This is a genomic window from Yimella radicis (assembly GCF_054778255.1).
This window is the reverse complement of record NZ_BAAGZR010000006.1, coordinates 90,578-112,036: the sequence shown is the minus strand read 5'-3', so window position 1 is coordinate 112,036 and position 21,459 is coordinate 90,578. Positions and strand designations below refer to the sequence as shown.

The window sequence follows — 21,459 nt, the reverse complement described above, 5'->3', positions numbered from 1 at the left end:
CGAGACCTGCGACGATCGCCGGTATGAGTTCCACGAGCGCCGAACTGGTCGAACGAACGCTGGCCCGCATCGCCGAGGTGAACCCACAGATCGCAGCGGTGTGCACGGTGGCCGACGACGCTCCGACCCAGGCACGGGCACGTGACGCCGAAGCACCCCACGGACCGTTGCACGGCGTCCCGGTCCTGGTGAAGGACAACATCGACACGGCCGACCTGCCGACCACCGCCGGCTCCCTCGCGCTCGCCGAACTGCCGAACCCTGCGCGGGACGCGGCTCTCGTCACCCGTCTGCGTGATGCCGGAATGGTGATCGTCGGCAAGAGCAACCTGAGTGAGTGGGCGAACATCCGCGACGAGAACTCGATCAGTGGATGGAGCGGATATGGCGGGCTCACCCGCAACCCGTACGCGCTCAACCGCTCCGCCGGTGGGTCGAGTTCGGGCAGCGGCGCCGCGGTGGGTGCGGGCATCACGGACTTCGCGATCGGCACCGAGACGGACGGCTCGATCACCTGCCCGGCGGCGTTCAACGGGTGCGTCGGGCTCAAGCCGACAGTCGGTCTGGTGCCGACGACCGGGGTCATACCGGTGTCGGTCTCTCAGGACTCACCCGGTCCGATGACCACGACCGTCGCACAGTCGGCCGCTTTGCTCTCGGTACTGACCGCTGACGACTACGCCATCCCCGAGCCCGACGACAAACCGTTGCGCGGCAGGCGGATCGGTGTCCCGCGCAAGACCTACTGGGGTTACAGCGCCCACGCGGACGCGCCCGCGGAGCGCGCCCTCGACCTGCTCTCCCGGGCCGGCGCGACGATCATCGACCACACCGATCTCGCGCCCGAGTACAGCTGGCCGGACGAGGAGATCGTGCTGCTCGCCGAACTCCGGGTGCACCTCACCGACTACCTGGCGACCCGCGGCGGCCAGGGCCCGCGTGACCTCGCCGATGTCGTGGAGTTCAACAGGGTCAACGCCGATCGCGAGCTGCGGTACTTCGGCCAGTCGCTGTTCGAGAAGGCCCTCGAGGGTCCCGACATCGAGTCACCGCAGTATGAGCAAGCGCTCGCCCGGTGTCGACGTGCGGGACGCGAGGACGGGATCGACGCGGTGCTGCGCGAGCACGATCTGGACGCGTTGGTCTCCCCCGCCTACCCGCCGGCGTTCCTGATCGACCATGTCAACCAAGAGCACGTCTCGGGTTCGTGCACCGCACCGTCCGCTCAGGCCGGCTACCCGCTGCTCACCGTTGCGTCCGAACTGGCGGTCGGCCTGCCGGTGGCGGTCACGTTCTGGGGCACGGCACACAGCGAGCAGACCCTGCTGGAGATCGGGCACGCCTACGAAGCGGCGCGCGACGCGTCCACCGGCCGGCTGCCCGGGCCGACCTTCGTCCCGTACGTCTGAGCACCATGACACGACGTAGGATTCTCGGGTCAGCCCCGCACCACACTCAGAGGATGTAGCCGCAGTGAAGGACAAGACCGGACTCAGTATCGGCTACAGGTTGCTGTGGCGGCTGGAGTACGCCGGCCTCACCGTCTTCGGCCCGGCGCAGGTGTCCACCCAGGGTGATCCGAAGTCGCGGCTGCGGCTGGAGCGGGCCCAGAAGGTCAAGGCGGCTCACGAGAAGCGCGGAACCGAGGCACCTGCGGAAGTGCTCGCGATGATCGCCCGCGACGGTGGACTGCCGCCGTTCCGCGAGCGGCACGCCAAGCGCTGAGGCAGTGCCACCCCACGGGGTGATTTAGTGCCGAATCAGTGCAGCATCGGACATTTGTCCGCGAAAACTCCATACGGTAACCCTTGCCCAACGACCGGGCGAAGACCCGAGTCCTCATCGATTTCCCAGGAGGTGCTCAGCCGTGAAGGTTGCATTCCTGACAGCCACCGAAGGCGTCGAAGCCGTCGAATTGACCGACCCGTGGGAAGCCCTGCGCAACGCAGGTCACGACACCGAACTGATCAGCACCGAGTCCGGCACCGTTCAGTTGTTCAATCACCTCGACAAGACCGAGACACAGAAGGTCGACAAGGTGGTAAAGGACGTGAGCGTCGACGACTACGACGCGCTCGTCCTGCCCGGTGGAGTGGCCAACCCGGACGAACTACGCACGAACGATGACGCGGTGCAGTTCGTCAAGGATTTCGTGGCGAGCGGCAAGCCGGTCGCAGCGATCTGTCACGCACCTTGGACATTGGTTGAGGCAAACGTGGTCAAGGGCAGGACACTGACCTCGTGGCCGAGTCTGAAGACGGACATCGAGAACGCCGGTGCCACCTGGGTCGACCAGGACGTCATGGTCGACGGCAATCTCATCACCAGCCGCAACCCCAACGACCTGCCGGCGTTCCAGCACGCCGTACTCTCCGCCTTGAATTGATCGCACGCGGTCGTGCTTTCGGACGCGGTCGACCCGCTGCCGGAAACCGAATGGCCCGGCAAGGACATCGACCTGACCGAACGCGAGGCCGAGGTGATCGGGCTCATCGCACAGGGCTACTCCAACGAAGAGATCGCCCTGCTGTGCTACTTGTCGATCAACACCGTGAAGACCTACATCCGCTCGGCCTACCGCAAGGCGGGCGTCAACACGCGCGCTCAGGCCGTCGCCTGGGCGCTGCGTCACGGATTCCGTCCGGAACGCACGCCGTCACTGTGACGTTGCTCCACATGGTGGCCGTGAACATACGACCATTCACGCGCTTATCTACGATGGTTCCTCGAAGCGATCCGGCGTAGGTACGGCGCCGCACGCGAACACACCCCCAGGAGCAGAGCCTTGTCGAAGACCGACACCACGAAGACCGGCCGCGAGCGCCTCGCCGAGGAGCGGGCACGTCAGGCACGCGGTGAACGCAACCGCAAGATCGGCATCATCCTGGCGGTGGTCGTGGCTTTCGCCCTCGTCGCTGGTGGGGGTTTCGCACTGGTTCAGTCGCAGAGCGGTGACGACACCGAACCCACCGACTCGCTCGCCGGGTCCAAGGTCATCAACTCACCCGTCAAGGGCGTGCGCCAGTGGACCGACCTGAGTCGTGACCACACCAACGCCGAGCAGAAGTACCCGATGAACCCCCCGGTCGGTGGCGCCCACCACCCGGCGTGGTCCACCTGCGGCATCTACGACAAGGAGATCCCGAACAACCACACCGTGCACTCCCTCGAGCACGGGGCGGTCTGGATCACCACGAACGACAAAGTGTCCGCGGGCGACATCGCGACGCTGAAGAAGGTCGCGAGCCAGGACTACATGATCATGTCCAAGGTGCCTTCGCAGAGCTCCCCGATCGTGTTGTCGGCCTGGGGTCTGCAGCTGCGCGTGGACAAGGCGTCCGACCCGCGTATCCAGCAGTTCGTGAAGGCCTACCTGCAGGGTCCGCAGACCCCTGAGCCCGGTGCTGCCTGCTCGGGTGCGTACGACCCGGCCACCGGCAAGACCGGCGGACAGATGTGACCGAGCGCGACGCGCTCAACCACCACGTCGAAGCCGACGAGGAAGTCGAGCAACAGCGCCGCGCACTGAGTTGGAACGAGGCGAAGAAGCCATTCCTGCTCTCGGTGGCAGCGGCGACCGCGATCGTGCTGGCGGTGCTGGCCGGGTACTGGCTGGGTCAGCCGAAGTACCCGTCCGACGACAGCGTCGACGCCGGATTCGCCCGCGACATGAGTTCGCACCACGCGCAGGCGGTGAACATGTCGATGGTGGTGCGCGCCAAGGACGTCGCGAACGACGTCAAGACACTCGCCTACGACATCGCCACCACCCAGGAGAACCAGCGCGGACAGATGATGGGCTGGCTGCAGCAGTGGGATCTACCGCTCGCCGTCAGTGGCGAGCGCATGGCCTGGATGAAGAAGACAGGCCACAACCACGCCGGGCTGCCGCAGGGTCAGATGCTGCTGCCTGACGGACGGATGCCGGGCATGGCCTCCACCGCCCAGCTGCGTCAGTTGGAGAACTCGGACGGCAAGGCCGCGGAGATCCTCTTCCTGCAGTTGATGATCGTGCATCACCGTGCCGGCGTCGACATGGCCAAGGCGGCGCAATCGTCCGGCGACCAACCGCGCGTGGTGCGTCTGGCACGGTCGATGGTCGAAGGACAGTCGGGCGAGATCAACCTGATGACCGACATGCTCAAAAAGCGCGGGGCGACCCCCTGGCCGGCTGCGTCCTGACCTGTCAGAGCCCGCTGAGCGTCTCGCCGTCGAAGCGCACGAGTTCGAGGCGGTCGAACTCCCGCAGCCATCCCTCCATCGGCCACCGACCCCAGGTGGAGTGGAAGATGCGTGCATTGCGGACGATGTCGTCCAGGTGGTGCACCGGCGGCATCCGGTTTTCGTGGAACTGGTGATACGCCCGTGCGCCGCCGACCCAGACCAGGGACGCGCCCGCAGCCTGGAACCGCAGTGCGAAGTCGGTGTCCTCACCGCCGTAACCGACGTATCGCTCGTCGAAGCCGCCGATCGCCGTCCACGAGTCGGCGCTGAGCGCGAAAGACAGCGACCAGAACAACCGGACGTCGTCCGCCTGCCTTGACTGCGCCGGTTCGAGCACCGGACGGGCCGGGTGCGGTTTTGCCAGGCTGTCGAGTTCGCCTGCGGGATAGGGGCGTTCGTGCTCCGGCAGGTAGGCGACGTCACCGGCGAGGACGGACGGCTCGCTCGCCTCATCCATCGCCGAAGCATAGGTACCGATCAGGCCGGGCGACGGAACGCAGTCGACGTCCAGGAAGACCAGCGCGGTCGCACCACGGGAGATGGCGGTCTGCGCGGCACGATTACGGGCCGCTGCCAGCGGGAGCGCTCCATCGACCGTGGGTAGGTGTTCGACGATCGCACCGGGCCAGGCGTCCTGAGCCAGGTCTTCGATGTCCGGATCACTCATCGCAACGACGATCACCATGTCGGGCGCCCGGTCCGAGCGCCGGCAACCCGCCAGCAGGCCACGCAGGTGATCGTGGCGGCCATGCGCGATCGTCAGCACGGCAACTGTCATGGAAGGTTCACGATCGGTCCGCCAAAGCCTCGACGGCGGCCGCGAAGTCCGGTGCACCGTGGCCGGTGCTCCAGCGTGACCAAGCGTCCCCGCCTTGCGTGCGAGCCTGTCGGAGCAGGGCCGGCCATTCCCCGGACGAGGGCCAGTCGTCGACTGCAGGCACGATCCCCAGGCGACGCAACGCACCGACGGTCGCGAGTTGTTCGTCGTGCGGACGCTCGGTGGCGACCACGATGGCGGGTTTGCGTGCTGCCGCCACCTCGGCCACGGCGTTCTGCCCGGCGAACGTGACCACGACGTCCGCCTCGGCGAGTTCTCGCCACAGATCCTCGCTCGCCGGCCAGTCCCCTCCGCGAGCGACCCAGTCCCAACCTGTTGCCGCAGCAGCTTGCTGGATGTCGTTGTCGGTCAGCGAGATTCCCCCGCCACCGCAGACGACGAGCACTCGCCCGAACTGCACTTCGACATCCGGCGACCGCTCCCCGTCGAAGCGGGAAACCCCGCCGACGTTGACGATGCGGTCGGCGATCGAGGGACTCACCTCATGAGCACCCGCCGGCCAGAGCCCGATGAGCAGGTCGGCCAGGTCATAGGCCATCACGTGGGGGCGGTCCGATCGGACGCCGGGCATCACGATCGTCGCGGTCGGCACACCGAGCAGCCGCGACAGTGCAGTCACCTCGGCCGACACGTCCACGACCATTGCGCCGGGACGTTCGGCATCGATCCAGGCCGCGATCTGTCCCATCCGCTCCTGGTAGCCCTCGACGGTGAGCGGCGCCCAGTGCAGCGCGCCGCGAACAGTCGGATCAGGGTCCGGATCGGGACCCACGTCGTGCGCCAGCTCCACCCAATCCCCCTGCCACCCGGGCGGGGCCGGCAGACAGGAGAAAGCAGTCACAGGTTGCGTCAGGTGCGCAGCGACTGTCAGCAGGCGCTGCAGATGTCCGCTCCCGTGATGGTGCACGTACCAACCGATCACGCTCGTTCGACCATCCGTTCGTAGAAGCCGATGTACTCCAGACCACCGGGGAACGGCTGCGCGATCGGCTGTCGCGCGGCGGCGATCACGGTGACACGCATCTCAGTTCCCCATGGCCGCGCTGTAGATCTTCACGTGCGCGTCCGCCAATCGGTCGCGCTGCAGGCGTCGCTCGGCCGAGGTCATCATCGGGTGGTTGCCGCGGCTGTCGTAGGCCGAGCGCAGCGCGGACTGCACGCTGTGCACGTCGAGCCCGAACTCGTCCCAGCGGTAGACGAAGCAGTCGAGTTGATCGGCGTAGTACCCGCAGTCGGGAGCGAGCACGCCGGTACCCAGATCGTGGCAACCTTCCGCCCACCCCGAATGCGTGCCATGCCGATAGGGCAGCACCGACAGGTCGAGGGAGCGCAGGTAGTCGCGCAGTTCGTCGTGGGTGAAGTAGTCGTGCACCTGCAGGTCGAGCAGCCCGTCGGCGTCGGCCCGCCGCAGGTAGGTCGCCAGATCGTCGGCGTACCGGTCGTACCCCGGCGTCATGATGTCGGTGTGCGCATCGACCCGCAGCCGCGCTCCGGGCAGTTCGGGCAGCGTCTGCACGATCGCGCGGATCACCGGTTCGGGCTCCATGCACGCCCGCAGGCTCTTGCAATGGACGCCGACGAGGAACTCGTCCTTGCCGGGTCGGACGCGTCCGACCTCGTCGAGCTCGAAGACGTGCGGATGGTGCAGGACGTGGGCCTTACGACCCCAGCGATGCTCGATCTGCCTGGCAGCGCCCGGCGTGAGCGTGATGAGCTCGCTCGCCGCAGGGACGAGCACGTCGAGCTGGGCGTCGTGCAGCTCGGTGGTTTCGTGATGGGGATTGCGCAGGTCGTGCACGGTGAACACCAGCGGCCGCCCGGCCGTTTCCAAGGCATCGGCCAGCTTCTGGAGATCCTCGGGGCTGCGCGCATCGAAGCCGAAGTGAATGTGCATCAGGTCGAAGTCACCGCTGTGCGCGGCAACCCACTCGGGATCAAGCATCACCGGTGGCCACCAGCGACCCGGTTCCTCGGACGGCGGATCCGGCAGACGGACGACTCCGTCATCGTGCCCGGACGGGGCGAGGTGACGGATGTAGACGTGATCGGCCGGCACGGAGGCAACCCGCATCGGCCCGCGCGCGGCAGGCTCCACCCTCGTGACATTAGACGCGTGTCAAGACCGCCAGGCACACCCTGTTGGGTGCCCGGTCTCGTGCGGCCCTGCTGCCTGCGTCGTCAGCGCTCCGTCTGATCACGCCCGGGCTCGAGGTTCCTGGAAGCGGCCTTCGAGCCGAGTGTGGTCAGCCGTGTCAGCACACGCCGCGCCCTCGGGGAGAGCATCGGCTCGACCCGGTGTCCGGGAAGCACCTCGGTGTGCCCGCTCGGTGCGTCCGGCAGAGCGCGTCCGACGACGCCGAGCAGACGCTGCGTCAGCCCCGGAGCGAGGCCGTGGACGCGCGTACCGACCTGCGCGAGCGGGGTGAACGTGACGAACGGGCGTCCGCGCAGCAGGCTGTCGACGATCTTGCGTGCCGCGCGGTCGGCGTCGATCGCGAGCAGCGGTGCCGATGCCCCGGCCGCGAACCAGGCGTACTCCTTGGCGTGGTCACCCTTGAACTCCGCAGCCAGGTGCGAACCGACCCGCATCAGCCCGGGGGCGACGCTGGTGACCGTGACTCCCGTGCCGGAGAGTTCGGCACCGAGTCCCTGGGAGAAACCGAAGGCACCGAATTTCGCTGTGCTGTACGGCAACAGATGCGGCGCGCTGACCTGGCCGCCGACCGAGGACACCACACCGAGTCGTCCGTGGCCGCGTCCGGCCATGCGATGGGCGAGCGGCATGCAGAGATTGACCGGCCCCCAGAGCATCGTGTCGATCGCGTCCTCGAACTGCTCGCGCTCCCACTCCTGCCAGGGACCGACTTGGATGATGCCCGCGACATGCAGCGCGACCTCGATCGGCCCGACGGTGCGTTCGACCTCGTCGATCAGATCGTCCACCGCATCACCGTCACGCGCATCACAGGCTCGGGCGTGCAAATGCTCGCTCGAAAGGCCTTGTGCGGCAAGGTGATCGGAGGCCTGCTTGCAACTATCCAGCGAGCGCGACGCGAGCACGACGTCGTACCCGCGCCTGGCAAGTTCGCCCGCGCACAGCAGGCCAAGACCGCGGGAGGCACCGAGGACGAGCGCGACCGGCCGCGGCGCCTGCCCGATCACGGCGTCAGCACCACCTTCAGGCACTCATCCTCCTTGTCACGGAAGACGCGGTACATCTCCGGAGCCTCGTCGAGCGAAACGCGGTGCGTGGCAAGCGTTTCCAGACCGAGGACGTCGTCGTCCTGTTCGACCAGGTCGTACAGCTCGTCGGTCCACTGCTTGACGTGGCACTGCCCCATCCGCAGAGCGATGCCCTTGTCGAACATGTCCATCATCGGCATCGGGTCGACCGCGCCGCCGTAGACGCCGCTGATCGAAACCGTGCCGCCGCGTCGGACGGCGTCGATCGCACCGTGCAGCGCGGCGAGACGGTCGATGCCCATGTTCTCGATCATCGGTTTCCCGACCGGCTTCGGCAGACGCGCTGTTGCCTTGATGACGGCCTCCGAGACGGGGTTGCCGTGTGCCTCCATGCCGACTGCGTCCAGCGTGCCGTCCGCGCCGCGTCCGTCGGTGAGGTCACGCACCGCGTCCCCGACGTTCTTCACCTCGTCCAGGTCGATGACCTGGGCACCGGCCGCCGCGGCGACGGCCAGGCGGTCTGCCACCCGGTCCACGGCGATGATGTTCTCGATACCCATCCGGTGGGCCGAGCGCACCGCGAGCTGACCGACCGGACCAAGACCGAAGACGCACAGCGAACCGCCCTCGGGGACCTCGGCCCACTGCACTCCCTGCCAGGCCGTCGGCAGGATGTCGGAGAGGTACAGGTAACGCTCGTCCGGGTGGTCACCGGTGATCTTGATCGGCCCGAAGTCGGCATGCGGTACGCGCACCCGCTCGGCCTGGCCGCCGGGCACCTGGCCGTAGAGGCTGGTGAAGCCGAACAAGCTCGCGCCCTTGCCCTGATCGGTGTTCTGCGTGGTTTCGCACTGAGCGAAGAACCCACGCCCGCACATCCAGCACTTGCCGCAGGAGATGTTGAACGGCACCACGACCCGGTCGCCGACCTGCAGGTTGGTGACCGCGGACCCGACCTCCTCGACGATGCCCATGAATTCGTGGCCGAGTATGTCGCCGGGGGTGAGGAACGCCGCCAGGACGCCGTACAGGTGCAGGTCGGAGCCGCAGATCGCGGTCGAAGTGACCCGCACGATCGCGTCCGTGGGGTCCTGCAACACCGGGTCGGGGACCTCCTTGATCTGCACGTCGTTGATGCCTTGCCAGGTCAATGCCTTCATCGAGTTTCCTTCGGTGGTTTTCGGATTTGGGGGGGGTGTGTGCGGATCGGGTCAGAAGACCGGCTTGCCGCCGGTCACGCCGAGCACCGTGCCGGAGACGTACGACGCCTCGTCCGAGGCCAGGAAGACGTACGCCGCTGCAACCTCGATCGGCTGGCCCGGGCGTCCGAGCGGGGTATCGCTGCCGAAGCCCTCGACCTTGTCCTTCGCCATCGTCGCCGGGATCAACGGCGTCCAGATCGGGCCCGGCGCAACGGCATTCACCCGCGTGCCCTTCGGACCGAGCTCCTGAGCGAGGTTGACGACGAGGTTGTTCAGCGCCGCCTTGGTCGCGGCGTAGTCGAGCAGGTGGTCGGTCGGCGCATAGGCCTGGACGGACGTGGTCACGATGATCGTGCCGCCGTCCTCCAGCTGCGGGGCGAGCGCCTTGATCAACCAGAACGGTCCGAAGACGTTGGTCTCGAAGGTGCGCTCGATCTGGTCGTCCGGGAAGTCCAGCAGTTCGTCGTGGGTCATCTGATAGGCAGCGTTGCAGATGAGGATGTCGACACCGCCCATGTGCTCGACCGCCACGTCGGCCAGTTCTTGGTTGGCTTCTGCGGTACGCAGGTCCGTCGAGTGCAGGGTGGCCGAACGCCCCTGCGCTGCAACGAGTTCAGCGGTCTTCATCGCGTCGTCCTCCTCCTGCGGCAGGTGGGCGATGACCAGGTCGGCGCCCTCCTTCGCGAAGGCCACGGCGATGGCGCGGCCGATGCCCGAGTCGCCGCCGGTCACCACCGTGCGCTTGCCCTCCAGGCGTCCGCGGCCGGTCCACGAGTCGGCTCCGTGATCCGCCTGCGGGTTCAGGTCCGCGTCGCTGCCCGGCCACTCCTGCTGCTGACCGGGCACCTTCTTCGGACGGTCGTTCGTCATCGCGATCTCCTTGGCGTCCGATGGCGGTTTCTACCGACGCTATACGCCGGCACCGCACGACGGCACACCCGCAGGGACCGCGTCGACTCGCGTCGACTCGCGTCGACTCACGGATGTGCCGCTCGGGTGTCATCACGTTCGGGGTGTCGAAGTCTCGAATCTCACGGCACTCGCGTCAGCGATAATCGCCGGATGAAGCGACTGCCAGGGATCCGTCCCACCCGACGGATCTTCGCGATCGCAGCCGCCATCGCTCTGCTGGCGGTTGCCGCGATCGTCGGCGTGTACCTGCGCGACGACGACCCTGCCGACGCAGTGCGGCGCACCGACACCGTGCTCGACACCGGTGGGGCGCGCATCGACACCTCGTGGTTCACTCCGAAGAGCGCCGGTGGCGGTCGCCCCACGGTGCTGCTCGGGCACGGGTTCGGCGGCAACAAGACCGATCTGCTGCCGCAGGCGCAGCGACTGGTCGGCGAGGGTTACAACGTGCTCACCTGGTCGGCCCGAGGGTTCGGACGATCGACCGGACGCATCTCCCTCAACGCCCCCGACGCCGAAGTCGCGGACGTCTCCACGTTGCTGGACTGGGTGGCGAAGCAGCCGAACGTGCTGTTGGACAAGGCAGGCGACCCCCGCGCGGGTATGGCAGGCGGGTCCTACGGCGGCGGCATCGCACTCATGACCGCGGCCCTCGACCACCGAGTCGACGCGATCGCGGCGTCCATCACCTACTGGGACCTGGCCGACGCACTCGTACCGAACGGGGTCTTCAAGAAGACCTGGGCGGGCGTCTTCTTCAACAACGGCGGCGGGTGCGTGAAGTTCGACCCCGCACTGTGCGCCGCCTACACCCGCATCGCCGAAACCGGGCGGGCGACCGCGCCCGACCTGAAACTGCTGCGCGACCGCAGCCCCGTTGCGGTCGGCGACCGGATCAAGGCACCGACGCTGCTGTTGCAGGGACAGAGCGACTCGCTGTTCCCGCTCGATCAGGCCGACCGCGCGGCACGACGAATCGCCGGGAACCGAACACCTGTCGCCGTCGACTGGATCGCCGGCGGACACGACGGCGGCGATGCTGAGACCGACCGGGTCGAGCAACGGACGCTGGCGTGGTTCGACCAGCACCTCAAGCGCGAATTCGGGAACGACACGGCCGCGTTCCGGGTCAGTCGTCGCGCCGGCACCAACACACAGAACGGCAGTGCGCTGCTGCGTGGTGCGAGCCGGGCGCAGTACCCGGGCCTGCTCGGCACGAGTTCGAACACGATCGCGCTGACCGGGCGTCCACAGAGCTTCGCGAACCCGCCGGGCGGCCAGCCGGCCGATGTCAGCAGCCTGCCGGGCACCGGCGCATTGGGGGACGCCGGCGAGGTTTTCGACCTGTCGCTGAACTTCCCCGGCCAGTCCGCAGCCTTCAGCAGCGCGCCCCTCACCGAGGCCGTCACGGTCACCGGGACTCCCCGCGTGCGGCTGAAGGTAGGTTCGTCGACACCCGAAGCCGTGCTGTTCGTGAAGCTCTACGACGTCGGTCCCGGACGTTCGCAACCGGTGTTGCCGGCCCGCCTGGCCACCCCGATCCGGGTCGCGACGGGCGGGTCGGAGCGGGAGGTCGAGGTGACGCTTCCCGCGATCGACCGCCGCTTCGAGACCGGGCATCGCATGCGGCTGGTGGTCTCATCCACCGACATGGGATACGCGACACCCGCGAAGGCCGCGACGTACCGGGTGTCGATTGCGGGCGCCCTCACCGTCCCGGTCGTCGGTTCGTTCGAGACCACCGCCGAACCGCTGCCCACCTGGGTCTGGCTGCTCCCGTTGCTGGCGCTGCTCGCAGCCGGTGCGATCCTGTTCGGCCGGCGCCGCAGGACCACCGCCGAACAGGTCGAGGAGGAACTCGCCGACGTCCCGCTGCAGATCACCGGTCTGACCAAGGCGTACGGCGGCAACAACCAACTGTCGGTCGACGACCTGTCGTTCACCGTGGAGCGCGGGCAGGTGCTCGGGCTGCTCGGCCCGAACGGCGCCGGCAAGACCTCGACGCTGCGTATGCTGATGGGTCTGACCATGCCGGACGCCGGCGAGATCCGGGTGTTCGGGCGTCCGATCCAGCCCGGCGCGCCGGTGCTCACCCGGCTCGGCGCGTTCGTCGAAGGCCCCGGCTTCCTGCCGCACCTGTCCGGGCGTGCCAACCTCGACCTCTACTGGCAGGCCACCGGGCGGCCGGCGCATGAGGCTCACCTGGACGAGGCGCTCGAGGTCGCCGCACTCAGCGACGAGGCCCTCGCGCGCCCCGTCCGCACCTATTCCCAGGGCATGCGACAACGGCTCGCGATCGCGCAGGCGATGCTCGGGCTGCCGGACGTGCTCGTGCTCGACGAACCGACCAACGGGCTCGACCCCGGGCAGATCCGGCAGATGCGCCAGGTGATGTCGGCGTACGCCGCCGGTGGCCGCACGGTGATCGTGTCGAGCCACCTGCTCGCCGAGGTCGAGCAGTTCTGTACCCATCTGGTCGTGATGGACCGTGGCCGGCTCGTGCGCGCCGGCACCGTGGCCGAAATCGTCGGCGACGGCCGACTCGAGGAGACCTTCCTGCGCATCGTCGCCGAAGGAGGCGCCCGGCAATGACCACCACGACACCACCCGCCCTCACCCCACTGGAGGGCCAGCACCCGTTCCCGATCACTGTCGAGTTCGCGCGGCAACTGCGGCGGCGCCGGACGCTGGTCGTCGCCGGCCTGCTCGCGGCACTGCCGGTGATCGTGATGATCGCTTTCCAGGTCGGCGGGGGTGGTGACGAGGAAGGCGGCGGTGGCCAAATGCGCATCCTGGACGTCGCCACCTTGTCCGGCCCGAACTTCACCGTGGCAATGTTGTTCCTGGCGTCCGGTTTCTTCCTGGTGATCCCGGTCGCGCTGTTCTTCGGCGACTCGATCGCCAGCGAGGCGAACTGGTCGACCTTGCGTTACCTGCTCGCCGCACCGGTACCCCGCACACGGCTACTGGTCGTGAAAGCCGTTGTCGCACTTGCATTCTCACTCGGCGCAATCGCACTCCTCGCCGTCGTGAGCTTCGTCATCGGCACCCTCGCGTACGGCACCGGACCGCTCGACCTGCCCACCGGTGCGCCGATCTCGTTCGGCGACGCAGCCGGCCGCAGCGCGCTGACCGTGCTCTACGTGATGCTCAGTCAGCTGACCACGGCCGGCCTCGCCCTGTGGCTGTCCACGCGGACCGACGCCCCCCTCGGTGCCGTCGGTGGCGCGATGGGACTGCAGATCGTGTGCAGCATCCTCGATCAGGTCAGCGCGCTCGGCGGGCTGCGCGAGTTCCTGCCGGCGCACTGGGATTACGCGTGGTTCGACCTGATGCAACCCACGATCGACTGGAGCGACCTCGCCAAGGGTGTCGCGCTGTCGTTCAGCTACGGGATCGTGCTGTTCGCGCTCGCCGTCCGTGGCTTCGCCCGCAAGGACGTCGTGTCCTGATCACTGAGTCGGTGGCCATCGCCGGACTTGGTGATGTACTGGCTCGAGGCCTTCGAGGGGAGCGGCCGAAAATGGGGAGAGATGTTCGACAAACTGTTCAACCGCGCGAAGTCGGAGCCGACGCACACAGCGTCGCGCACAAACGCGATCCGGCCCCGCCGCATCGTCGTCGTCGGGGCCGGTATCGCCGGGCTGGCGCTTGCGGCAGCTCTGGATCCGGCGAGCTTCGAGGTGAGCGTCCTGGAAGCCGAGCCCCAGCGGGAGACCTTGGGCGCTGCCCTCGGACTGTGGCCGGCCGCCCGTCGCGCACTGGCCGGTATCGGCGCTGCGATGGGTAGCGCCGACCGACCCCACAACGGGGCGCTGTTCACCGTGGGTGGGCGCCGGCTGGTCAGGTTGCCCGAGCCTGACATCCACCTCGTCCCGCGCCCGGCCCTCCTCGCCGCCCTGCGCCGAGCCGTACCGGCCGGCGTCCGGATCGAGCAGCAAATGGTCGAGGATCCCGCGCAGTTCGACGCCGACCTCGTGATCGGTGCGGACGGCGTCCGCAGTCGGGTGCGTGCCCTGGTGCACCCCGCCGCCTCGGAGCGAGTGGAGTCGCCGTTCGTCACCATGCGCGGGCTGACGGACGACTTCAACCCCGATCGTTTCGGCGAATACTGGGGCCGCAGAAGGCTGTTCGGTGTCGCGTCGGTCACCGACGAGCAGGCGTACTGGTTCACGGCGCACCGCAGCACGATCGGTCCGGAGCCGTTGTCGAGCGACGAGGTTCTCGCTGAGGCCCGGGAGATCTTCGCGGGCGACGCGCGGGTCATCCGGCACACCCTCGACCGCTGCGGGAGCGACACGATCGCAACCCGGCTCTGGACCACCCCGCCGATGCCGCGCTACGTCCGGGATCGGTACGTCGTGATCGGCGACGCCGCACATGCGTCCCTGCCCAACTTGGGCCGAGGAGCCTGCGACGCGATCCTGGACGCCGTGACATTGGCGCACACGCTCAACCGCGGCGGGTCGCTTCGCGCCTGGCAGACCAGACGGCTGCCCGTGACACAAGCGGCGCGCCTGACGGCCGCGTCCCTGATGCGGGTGGCGACCGCCCTGTGACGAGTCCGGCGGTGCCGAGCCCGGCAACGTACGCGAAGGCCGATTAACCTCTCGGGAGGAGTTCGCGGATGCGGACGAACGGGAACATCGCGGCTGCCGGCTGCGGTTGAACCCGAACGAGATTGCTCACAGCAGGACGAGGTAACCAAGTCATGAACGCAACCCGGCTCGGCAAGGCTGCCATCAGCGGCCCGGGCAAGGCCGCCCTCGGCACCGGTATCGCCGGAAGCGCACTCACTGCGTTGTCCAGTGCGCCCGGGCAGATGGCGCACCTGTTCCGCCGTCGCTTCCCGACGGTGGCTGTCACCGGCATGACCGGCGTGGGAAAGACGCGCCTGGCCGACCGCCTCGCCAAGCACGCGAGCAGCGACGCCGTCGATGCAGGGTCCGCAGTGATGGAGCGTCGCACCAAGCATTCCTCGCGCCTGCACGGCTTCCGCTTCCGCGTCGTGCCCGGCGACAACGCGGCGACCCGGCTGGGCGCACTGGACGAGGTGTTCCATGACGATCCGGTGGACGGCGTTCTGCACGTGGTGGCCTACGGCCACGCGACGCCCCGACGCACCGGCGGCACCAGTGGCGCGGCCGAACAGCGCACGCGCGAGGAGCAGCTGGCTGCGGAACTGGAGGACTGGTCGATCACCGCGCACCGCATCGCAGCCATGTGCGTACGTCGCGACCGCCCGGTCTGGTTGGTCATCGTCGTCACCAAGGCCGACCTGTTCGCGAACGACATCGACGCGGCCGTGCGTTACTACTCCCCCGGCAGTGGCTCGCCGTTCGCCGCCAAACTCGACGAGCTGCGTTCGCTCGCCGGTGGCGCCCGGCTGTCGATCGATGTGCTGCCGGTCAGTGCCGAGAACGACTCCAAGAGCACGAAGGAACTGAGCAAGCTGCTGAGCACGCTGGAGAACCGGATGGCGCAGCTGAGCGGTCACGTCTGAGGTTCCGGCGGCGGTGCACCGTCCGGGTTGCTAGTTTGTGCGGGTGCCAGCTGCTCCGATCACCCTAGCCCTCGTCAACGACTACCAGGTTGTCGTGGCGGGCCTTGGGCAATTGCTGCGCCCGTTCGAAGACCGCGTCCTGGTCGTCGACACGGAGGTGAGGGCCATCCCGGCCGATCCGGTGGACATCGTCATCTACGACACGTTCGCCGCACCCAACGGCAGCAACTCCCGCATCCACGGACTGCTCGCCTCGCCGAACGTGGGCAAGGTCGTGGGCTATTCCTTCAACGACAACCCGCAGGCGGCACGCGACAGCATCGCCAGTGGTGCAGCGGGCTACATCTCCAAGGCGGTCCCGATCGAGCAACTGGTGGACGCCCTCGAACGCATCCATCGCGGCGAGACCGTCATCGCGCTGGGTGCCCCGGATGCACCGTCCATCATGGAGGAATGGCCCGGCCAGGGCGGCGGGCTGACCGCGCGTGAGGCCGAGATCATCGGGCTGATCACCCAGGGGTACTCCAACCAGGAGATCTCCCAGAAGTGCTACCTGTCGATCAACACCGTGAAGACGTACGTCCGCTCCGCCTATCGCAAGGCGGGCGTCGCTACCCGGGCGCAAGCGGTCGCATGGGCGATGCGCAACGGTTTCAACTCCGAACGCACGGCATCCTGAGGCCTCCCCCTCTCGGGTGATTCCTTCGTCCGCCACGAACCGCTCGTTCGGCTGGTCACATCGCGCAATCTGCGCCCCATAGCGTCGAAGGCAGCACCCAGACCACCGTCGCCACGGCCTCAACTCTCGGCGCGGTGGCGACGACATCAGGAGCAGGACATGTCCGACAAGAAGACCAACAAGTCCGACCAGCAGCTCGACGAGCGCGGCCAGGGCGGCGAGATCCACCAGCCGGTCGAGAACGGCGAAGTGTTGACCACCGCGCAGGGCGCCCCGATCTCCGACGACCAGAACTCATTGCGCGCGGGCGACCGGGGCCCGACGTTGATGGAGGACTTCGTCCTTCGCGACAAGATCTTCCACTTCGACCACGAGCGCATCCCCGAGCGCGTGGTCCACGCCCGCGGTTACGGCGCTCGCGGCACCTTCGAGTGCACCGACGCGCTGACCGACGTGACCAAGGCGGACCTGTTCGGCGAGGAGGGACGCAAGACCGAGGCTTTCGTCCGCTTCTCGACCGTCGCCGGCAACAAGGGGTCCTTCGACCTCGCGCGCGACGTCCGTGGCTTCGCGGTGAAGTTGTACACGCGAGAAGGCAACTGGGACATCGTCGGCAACAACATCCCGGTGTTCTTCATCCAGGACGCAATCAAGTTCCCCGACCTGGTGCACTCGGTGAAAGAAGCGCCCGACCGCGCGTTCCCGCAGGCCCAGTCGGCCCACGACAACTTCTGGGACTTCGTCTCGTTCACGCCTGAGTCGATCCACATGACCCTGTGGCAGATGAGCGACCGCGCCATCCCGCGCTCGTTGCGCTTCATGGAGGGCTTCGGCGTCCACACCTTCCGGTTCATCAACGCCGAGGGCAAGTCCAGCTTCGTGAAGTTCCACTGGAAGCCGGTGCAAGGTCTGCAGTCGGTCGTCTGGAACGAGGCCGTGAAGATCAACGGCGCCGACCCCGACTTCCATCGCCGCGACCTCTGGGACGCGATCACCACCGGCGACGCACCCGCCTGGGACCTCGCGGTGCAGATCTTCGACGAGGACTTCGCGGAGAAGTTCGAGTTCGACGTGCTCGACCCCACGAAGATCATTCCCGAGGAGCAGGTGCCGCTGCGGGTCGTCGGACGCCTGACCCTCGACTCCGTCGTCGACAACGACTTCGCGCAGACCGAGCAGGTGGCTTTCCACACCCAGAACCTCGTGCCGGGAATCGACGTCAGTGACGACCCGCTGCTGCAGGGCCGCAACTTCTCCTACCTCGACACCCAGCTCAGCCGCCTGGGAAGCACCAACTTCACCCACCTGCCGGTGAACGCACCGCGGTGCCCGGTGATGAACTTCCAGCGCGACGGTCACATGCAGACCACCGTCCCGACCGGCCGGGCCAACTACGAGCCGAACAGCTGGACCGGTGACGAGCGCGGCCCGCGCGCGGACACCGAGGGCGGCTTCCGTTCCTACCAGGAGCAGGTCAGCGGGCCCAAGGTGCGCCACCGCTCGGAGACCTTCGCCGACCACTACAGCCAGGCCCGGGTGTTCTGGATCAGCCAGACGCCCACCGAGCAGGACCACATCGTCGCGGCGTACACCTTCGAGCTCGGTAAGTGCGAGCGCGAAGCGGTGCGTTCGCGGGTGGTTGCCCATCTGCGCAACGTGGACGAGGAGCTCGCCTCGCGGGTCGCCGAAGGCCTCGGGCTCGACCTGCCGGACGCCGCGGAGGCTGCGATCAAGCCCCGTACCGATCTGCCCGGCTCGGACTCACTGAGCATCCTCAAGAACGGCCCGAAGTCGTTCGCCGGGCGCAAGCTCGGCATCCTCACCAGCGAGGGCGCGGACGCGTCCGTGATCAACGCGGTGAAGGACGCGGTCACCGCGGTCGGCGGCAAGGTCGAGTTCATCACCCCGACCATCGGTGGAGTGACCTTCAGCGACGGCACCAAGCAGCCGGGCGACCAACACGTGCAGGGCGGCCCGTCGGTGCTCTACGACGCCGTCGCGGTCATCCCGGGCAAGGAGTCGGTGGCCGACCTGGCGAAGAAGGCGAGCGCCAAGGACTTCGTGACGGACGCGTTCGCGCACCAGAAGTTCATCGGCTACACCGCCGACGCGAAGCCGTTGTTCGAGGCGGCCGGCCTCGCCGACCAGCTCGACAAGGGCTGCATCGAGTTGGACGCCTCGTCCGGCAAGAAGTTCGTCGACGCGCTGAAGCCGATGCGTGTCTGGGATCGCGACGTCGAAGCCTGATCCGCACCGAACGCAGAACGCCCGGCCACTTCATGTGGCCGGGCGTTCGTGTCTGTATTCGGCTGCTTCAAACCACCACACCGGTGGTCGAGTAGGTACGAGACGCTAGCCGAGGACCGCGATCGAGACCCGGTGAGATTCGCTGGGACTCGGCGATACTCAGTCGTTGTCGCCGCCGGTGGTTTGCGGGCCGCCCTTCGACTTCCCGGTGTCGCCGGAGTCGGACCAGACCCAGTCCTGCACCTCGTCGATGTCCTCCCCGTACTCGTAGGCGTGCATGCGCGCCTCGAGGCGGGCGTCCTGCATCTCCTGACGAAGACCGGCGTACCGCGAACTCAGGCCGGGCACGCGGTCGAGGACGTCGATCACCAGGTGGTAGCGGTCCAGGTCGTTGCGCATCACCATGTCGAAGGGCGTCGTGGTGGTGCCCTCCTCCTTGAACCCGCGCACGTGCAGGTTGTCGTGACCGTTGCGGCGGTAGGTCAGCCGGTGGATCAACCACGGGTAGCCGTGATAGGCGAACACGATCGGGGTATCCGCGGTGAAGATCGTGTCGAACTCGCGGTCGGACAGTCCGTGCGGGTGCTCGCGCGCGTCCTGCAATCGCATCAGGTCGACGACGTTGACCACGCGCACCCGCAGGTCCGGGGTCCGCTCGCGTAGAATTTTCGCCGCGGCCAGCACCTCGATCGTCGGGATGTCACCGGCACAACCCAGGACAACGTCCGGGTTCTCACCCGGTTGTTCGGTGCCGGCCCACTCCCAGATGCCGAGGCCGCGCGTGCAGTGCTTGATCGCCTCGTCCATCGACAGCCACACCGGACCGGGCTGCTTGCCGGCGACGACGACGTTGACGTACTGCGTCGTGCGCAACACGTGGTCGAACGTCGACAGCAGGGTGTTGGCGTCCGGCGGTAGGTAGACCCGGACGATCTCGGCCTTCTTGTTGACGACGTGATCGATGAAGCCAGGATCCTGGTGACTGAAGCCGTTGTGGTCCTGGCGCCACACGTGTGAACTGAGCAGATAGTTCAGCGACGAGATCGGGCTGCGCCAGGGAATCTCGTTGGTGACCTTCAACCACTTCGCGTGCTGGTTGAACATCGAGTCGACGATGTGGATGAACGCCTCGTAGGACGACATCAGCCCGTGGCGTCCGGTGAGCAGGTACCCCTCCAGCCAGCCCTGGCACTGGTGTTCCGAGAGCATCTCGACGACCTTGCCGACCCGCGCCATCGGGTCGCCCTCGTCGTTCGGTTCGTACTCAGCGAGCCACTGCTTGTCGGTCGACTCGTACACGCCCTGCAATCGGTTGGACGCGGTCTCGTCCGGACCGAAGATCCGGAAGTTGTCGGGGTTGTCCCGCATGACGTCGCCCAGCCAGGTGCCGAGCACCTTGGTGGCCTCGGCGATCTCGCCACCCGGCTCGGAAACCTTCACCGCATGATCACGGAAGTCGCTGAGCTTGAGGTCGATTCGCCGCAGTCCACCGTTGGCATAGGAGGACGCACCCATCCGTAGTTCGCCCTCTGGGGCCAGGGACGCGATGTCGTCCAGCAGCCGTCCCTCGTCGTCGAAGAGCTCGTCCGGACGGTAGCTCGACAGCCAGTCGGACAGATCCTGCAGATGCTCGTCGGTGTCTCGCGCACTCGCCAACGGCACCTGGTGACTGCGCCAGTGCCCCTCGGTGACCTTGCCGTCGATCTTCTTCGGACCGGTCCAGCCCTTCGGTGTGCGGAAGACGATCATCGGCCACATCGGACGCTCGGCGTTCTGCGCGCCCTGCTTCTCGGCCTTCGCCTTGATGCCGGCGATCGCGTCCATCACCTCGTCGAGCAGCTCGGCGAACCGGCGGTGCACGGACTCCGGAGCCTCGCCGTCGAACCCGGCCGTGAACACGTACGGCGTATGTCCGTAGCCGCGCAGCAATGCGTCCAGTTCGTCCTCGCCGATGCGGGCGAGCACGGTAGGGTTGGCGATCTTGTAGCCGTTGAGGTGCAGCACCGGAAGCACCACGCCATCGGTCGCCGGGTTGGCGAACTTGTTGCCGTGCCAGGACGTGGCCAGCGGTCCGGTCTCCGCCTCGCCGTCACCGATCACGGTGAAGACGAGCAGGTCCTTGTTGTCGAACGCGGCACCGTAAGCGTGGCTCAACGCGTAGCCGAGCTCGCCGCCTTCGTGGATCGAACCGGGCGTCTCCGGTGCGACGTGTGAAGGGATGCCGCCGGGAAAACTGAACTGCTTGAACAGTTTTCGCAAACCGTCGGCGTCCTGGGAGATCTGCGGGTAGCGCTCGGAGTAGCTGCCCTCGAGGTAGGTATTGGCGACCAGGCCCGGGCCACCGTGACCCGGACCGGTGATGAACAGCGCCGGTTGCGAACGCTCGTCGATCACCCGGTTTAGGTGTGCGTACAGGAAGTTGAGACCGGGAGTCGTCCCCCAGTGGCCGAGCAGCCGCGGCTTGACGTGGTCCTTCGACAGCGACGTGCGCATCAGCGGGTTGTCGAGCAGGTAGATCTGCCCGACCGAGAGGTAATTGGCTGCCCGCCACCACGCGTCGATGCGCTGCAGGTCGGCCTTGTCGAGCTTCTTGCCCCCGGTGTCCTTGCGAGTGGTCCAGACGTGGTCGGTCATGGCTGCCTTTCACGGGCTGTTTTTCGTACAGAGTCTG

Annotated in this window: 19 protein-coding genes; 12 read left to right on the top strand and 7 right to left on the bottom strand. The window is 67.5% G+C overall.

Annotated elements, in window-relative coordinates; genetic code table 11:
* Positions 1–23: 23 nt before the first annotated feature.
* The 6 genes from ACYU8W_RS04280 (at position 24) to ACYU8W_RS04255 (ending at position 4,182) form a co-directional block, all read left to right on the top strand.
* Entirely contained in the window at positions 24–1,409 is a 1,386-nt protein-coding gene (locus ACYU8W_RS04280; protein WP_499466917.1) for an amidase family protein, read from the top strand.
* Positions 1,410–1,473: 64 nt separating this feature from the next.
* The gene (locus ACYU8W_RS04275) at positions 1,474–1,725 is read left to right on the top strand and encodes a hypothetical protein (protein WP_141927134.1); all 252 of its coding nucleotides are present in this window, start codon (positions 1,474–1,476) and stop codon (positions 1,723–1,725) included.
* A 142-nt stretch (positions 1,726–1,867) separates the two neighbouring features.
* Positions 1,868–2,386 (top strand): type 1 glutamine amidotransferase domain-containing protein, encoded by a 519-nt coding sequence (locus tag ACYU8W_RS04270; RefSeq protein WP_499466915.1) that lies wholly within the window; start codon positions 1,868–1,870, stop codon positions 2,384–2,386.
* Positions 2,387–2,398: 12 nt separating this feature from the next.
* On the top strand, positions 2,399–2,665 hold the full coding sequence (locus ACYU8W_RS04265; RefSeq protein ID WP_499466913.1) for a response regulator transcription factor: 267 nt from the start codon (positions 2,399–2,401) through the stop codon (positions 2,663–2,665).
* Between the two features lie 120 nt (positions 2,666–2,785).
* Positions 2,786–3,460, top strand: a complete 675-nt coding sequence (locus tag ACYU8W_RS04260) for a thioredoxin-like domain-containing protein (protein ID WP_499466911.1) — start codon at positions 2,786–2,788, stop codon at positions 3,458–3,460.
* Positions 3,457–4,182, top strand: a complete 726-nt coding sequence (locus ACYU8W_RS04255) for a DUF305 domain-containing protein (protein WP_499466909.1) — start codon at positions 3,457–3,459, stop codon at positions 4,180–4,182. The genes ACYU8W_RS04260 and ACYU8W_RS04255 overlap by 4 nt, the downstream gene beginning before the upstream one ends.
* 4 nt (positions 4,183–4,186) lie before the next feature.
* On the opposite strand, the gene ACYU8W_RS04250 is transcribed toward ACYU8W_RS04255, so the two are convergent.
* The 6 genes from ACYU8W_RS04250 to ACYU8W_RS04225 all read right to left on the bottom strand — a co-directional run bounded on the left by ACYU8W_RS04250 (position 4,187) and on the right by ACYU8W_RS04225 (position 10,317).
* Complete coding sequence (locus ACYU8W_RS04250; protein ID WP_499466907.1) at positions 4,187–5,002, bottom strand: glycosyltransferase family 2 protein; 816 nt, start codon at positions 5,000–5,002, stop codon at positions 4,187–4,189.
* Positions 5,003–5,009: 7 nt separating this feature from the next.
* Positions 5,010–5,852, bottom strand: coding sequence for a glycosyltransferase (locus ACYU8W_RS04245; RefSeq protein WP_499466905.1), 843 nt, complete (start codon positions 5,850–5,852; stop codon positions 5,010–5,012).
* Between the two features lie 234 nt (positions 5,853–6,086).
* The gene (locus tag ACYU8W_RS04240; protein WP_499466903.1) at positions 6,087–7,157 is read right to left on the bottom strand and encodes a glycosyltransferase family protein; all 1,071 of its coding nucleotides are present in this window, start codon (positions 7,155–7,157) and stop codon (positions 6,087–6,089) included.
* 83 nt (positions 7,158–7,240) lie between these two features.
* Positions 7,241–8,248 carry an SDR family NAD(P)-dependent oxidoreductase gene (locus ACYU8W_RS04235; RefSeq protein WP_499466901.1) on the bottom strand — a complete coding sequence of 336 codons (1,008 nt, stop codon included), beginning with the start codon at positions 8,246–8,248 and terminating at the stop codon, positions 7,241–7,243.
* Positions 8,221–9,405 (bottom strand): zinc-dependent alcohol dehydrogenase, encoded by a 1,185-nt coding sequence (locus ACYU8W_RS04230; protein ID WP_499466899.1) that lies wholly within the window; start codon positions 9,403–9,405, stop codon positions 8,221–8,223. The genes ACYU8W_RS04235 and ACYU8W_RS04230 overlap by 28 nt, the downstream gene beginning before the upstream one ends.
* 51 nt (positions 9,406–9,456) lie before the next feature.
* Positions 9,457–10,317, bottom strand: a complete 861-nt coding sequence (locus tag ACYU8W_RS04225; protein WP_129625385.1) for an SDR family oxidoreductase — start codon at positions 10,315–10,317, stop codon at positions 9,457–9,459.
* 192 nt (positions 10,318–10,509) lie between these two features.
* Here ACYU8W_RS04225 and ACYU8W_RS04220 point away from each other — a divergent pair, with 192 nt between their 5' ends.
* The 6 genes from ACYU8W_RS04220 (at position 10,510) to ACYU8W_RS04195 (ending at position 18,788) form a co-directional block, all read left to right on the top strand.
* Positions 10,510–12,951 carry an alpha/beta fold hydrolase gene (locus tag ACYU8W_RS04220; protein WP_499466897.1) on the top strand — a complete coding sequence of 814 codons (2,442 nt, stop codon included), beginning with the start codon at positions 10,510–10,512 and terminating at the stop codon, positions 12,949–12,951.
* Positions 12,948–13,811 (top strand): ABC transporter permease, encoded by an 864-nt coding sequence (locus tag ACYU8W_RS04215; protein ID WP_499466895.1) that lies wholly within the window; start codon positions 12,948–12,950, stop codon positions 13,809–13,811. Before ACYU8W_RS04220 ends, ACYU8W_RS04215 begins: the two co-directional genes overlap by 4 nt.
* An 81-nt stretch (positions 13,812–13,892) precedes the next feature.
* Positions 13,893–14,918, top strand: coding sequence for an FAD-dependent monooxygenase (locus ACYU8W_RS04210; protein ID WP_499466893.1), 1,026 nt, complete (start codon positions 13,893–13,895; stop codon positions 14,916–14,918).
* 152 nt (positions 14,919–15,070) lie between these two features.
* Positions 15,071–15,862 (top strand): GTPase domain-containing protein, encoded by a 792-nt coding sequence (locus tag ACYU8W_RS04205; protein WP_499466891.1) that lies wholly within the window; start codon positions 15,071–15,073, stop codon positions 15,860–15,862.
* A 43-nt stretch (positions 15,863–15,905) separates the two neighbouring features.
* Positions 15,906–16,541, top strand: a complete 636-nt coding sequence (locus tag ACYU8W_RS04200; RefSeq protein WP_499466889.1) for a response regulator transcription factor — start codon at positions 15,906–15,908, stop codon at positions 16,539–16,541.
* Positions 16,542–16,700: 159 nt separating this feature from the next.
* On the top strand, positions 16,701–18,788 hold the full coding sequence (locus ACYU8W_RS04195; protein WP_499466887.1) for a catalase: 2,088 nt from the start codon (positions 16,701–16,703) through the stop codon (positions 18,786–18,788).
* A gap of 159 nt (positions 18,789–18,947) precedes the next feature.
* On the opposite strand, the gene ACYU8W_RS04190 is transcribed toward ACYU8W_RS04195, so the two are convergent.
* Positions 18,948–21,422 (bottom strand): phosphoketolase family protein, encoded by a 2,475-nt coding sequence (locus ACYU8W_RS04190; RefSeq protein ID WP_499466885.1) that lies wholly within the window; start codon positions 21,420–21,422, stop codon positions 18,948–18,950.
* Positions 21,423–21,459: the final 37 nt, after the last annotated feature.

Excerpts from the sequence above, each read along its gene's own strand:
- ACYU8W_RS04190 (WP_499466885.1), bottom strand. The coding sequence starts at position 21,422 with ATGACCGACCACGTCTGGACCACTCGCAAGGACACCGGGGGCAAGAAG.
- ACYU8W_RS04280 (WP_499466917.1), top strand. The coding sequence starts at position 24 with ATGAGTTCCACGAGCGCCGAACTGGTCGAACGAACGCTGGCCCGCATC.
- ACYU8W_RS04205 (WP_499466891.1), top strand. The coding sequence starts at position 15,071 with ATGAACGCAACCCGGCTCGGCAAGGCTGCCATCAGCGGCCCGGGCAAG.
- ACYU8W_RS04230 (WP_499466899.1), bottom strand. The coding sequence starts at position 9,405 with ATGAAGGCATTGACCTGGCAAGGCATCAACGACGTGCAGATCAAGGAG.
- ACYU8W_RS04220 (WP_499466897.1), top strand. The coding sequence starts at position 10,510 with ATGAAGCGACTGCCAGGGATCCGTCCCACCCGACGGATCTTCGCGATC.
- ACYU8W_RS04250 (WP_499466907.1), bottom strand. The coding sequence starts at position 5,002 with ATGACAGTTGCCGTGCTGACGATCGCGCATGGCCGCCACGATCACCTG.
- ACYU8W_RS04210 (WP_499466893.1), top strand. The coding sequence starts at position 13,893 with ATGTTCGACAAACTGTTCAACCGCGCGAAGTCGGAGCCGACGCACACA.
- ACYU8W_RS04215 (WP_499466895.1), top strand. The coding sequence starts at position 12,948 with ATGACCACCACGACACCACCCGCCCTCACCCCACTGGAGGGCCAGCAC.
- ACYU8W_RS04195 (WP_499466887.1), top strand. The coding sequence starts at position 16,701 with ATGTCCGACAAGAAGACCAACAAGTCCGACCAGCAGCTCGACGAGCGC.
- ACYU8W_RS04225 (WP_129625385.1), bottom strand. The coding sequence starts at position 10,317 with ATGACGAACGACCGTCCGAAGAAGGTGCCCGGTCAGCAGCAGGAGTGG.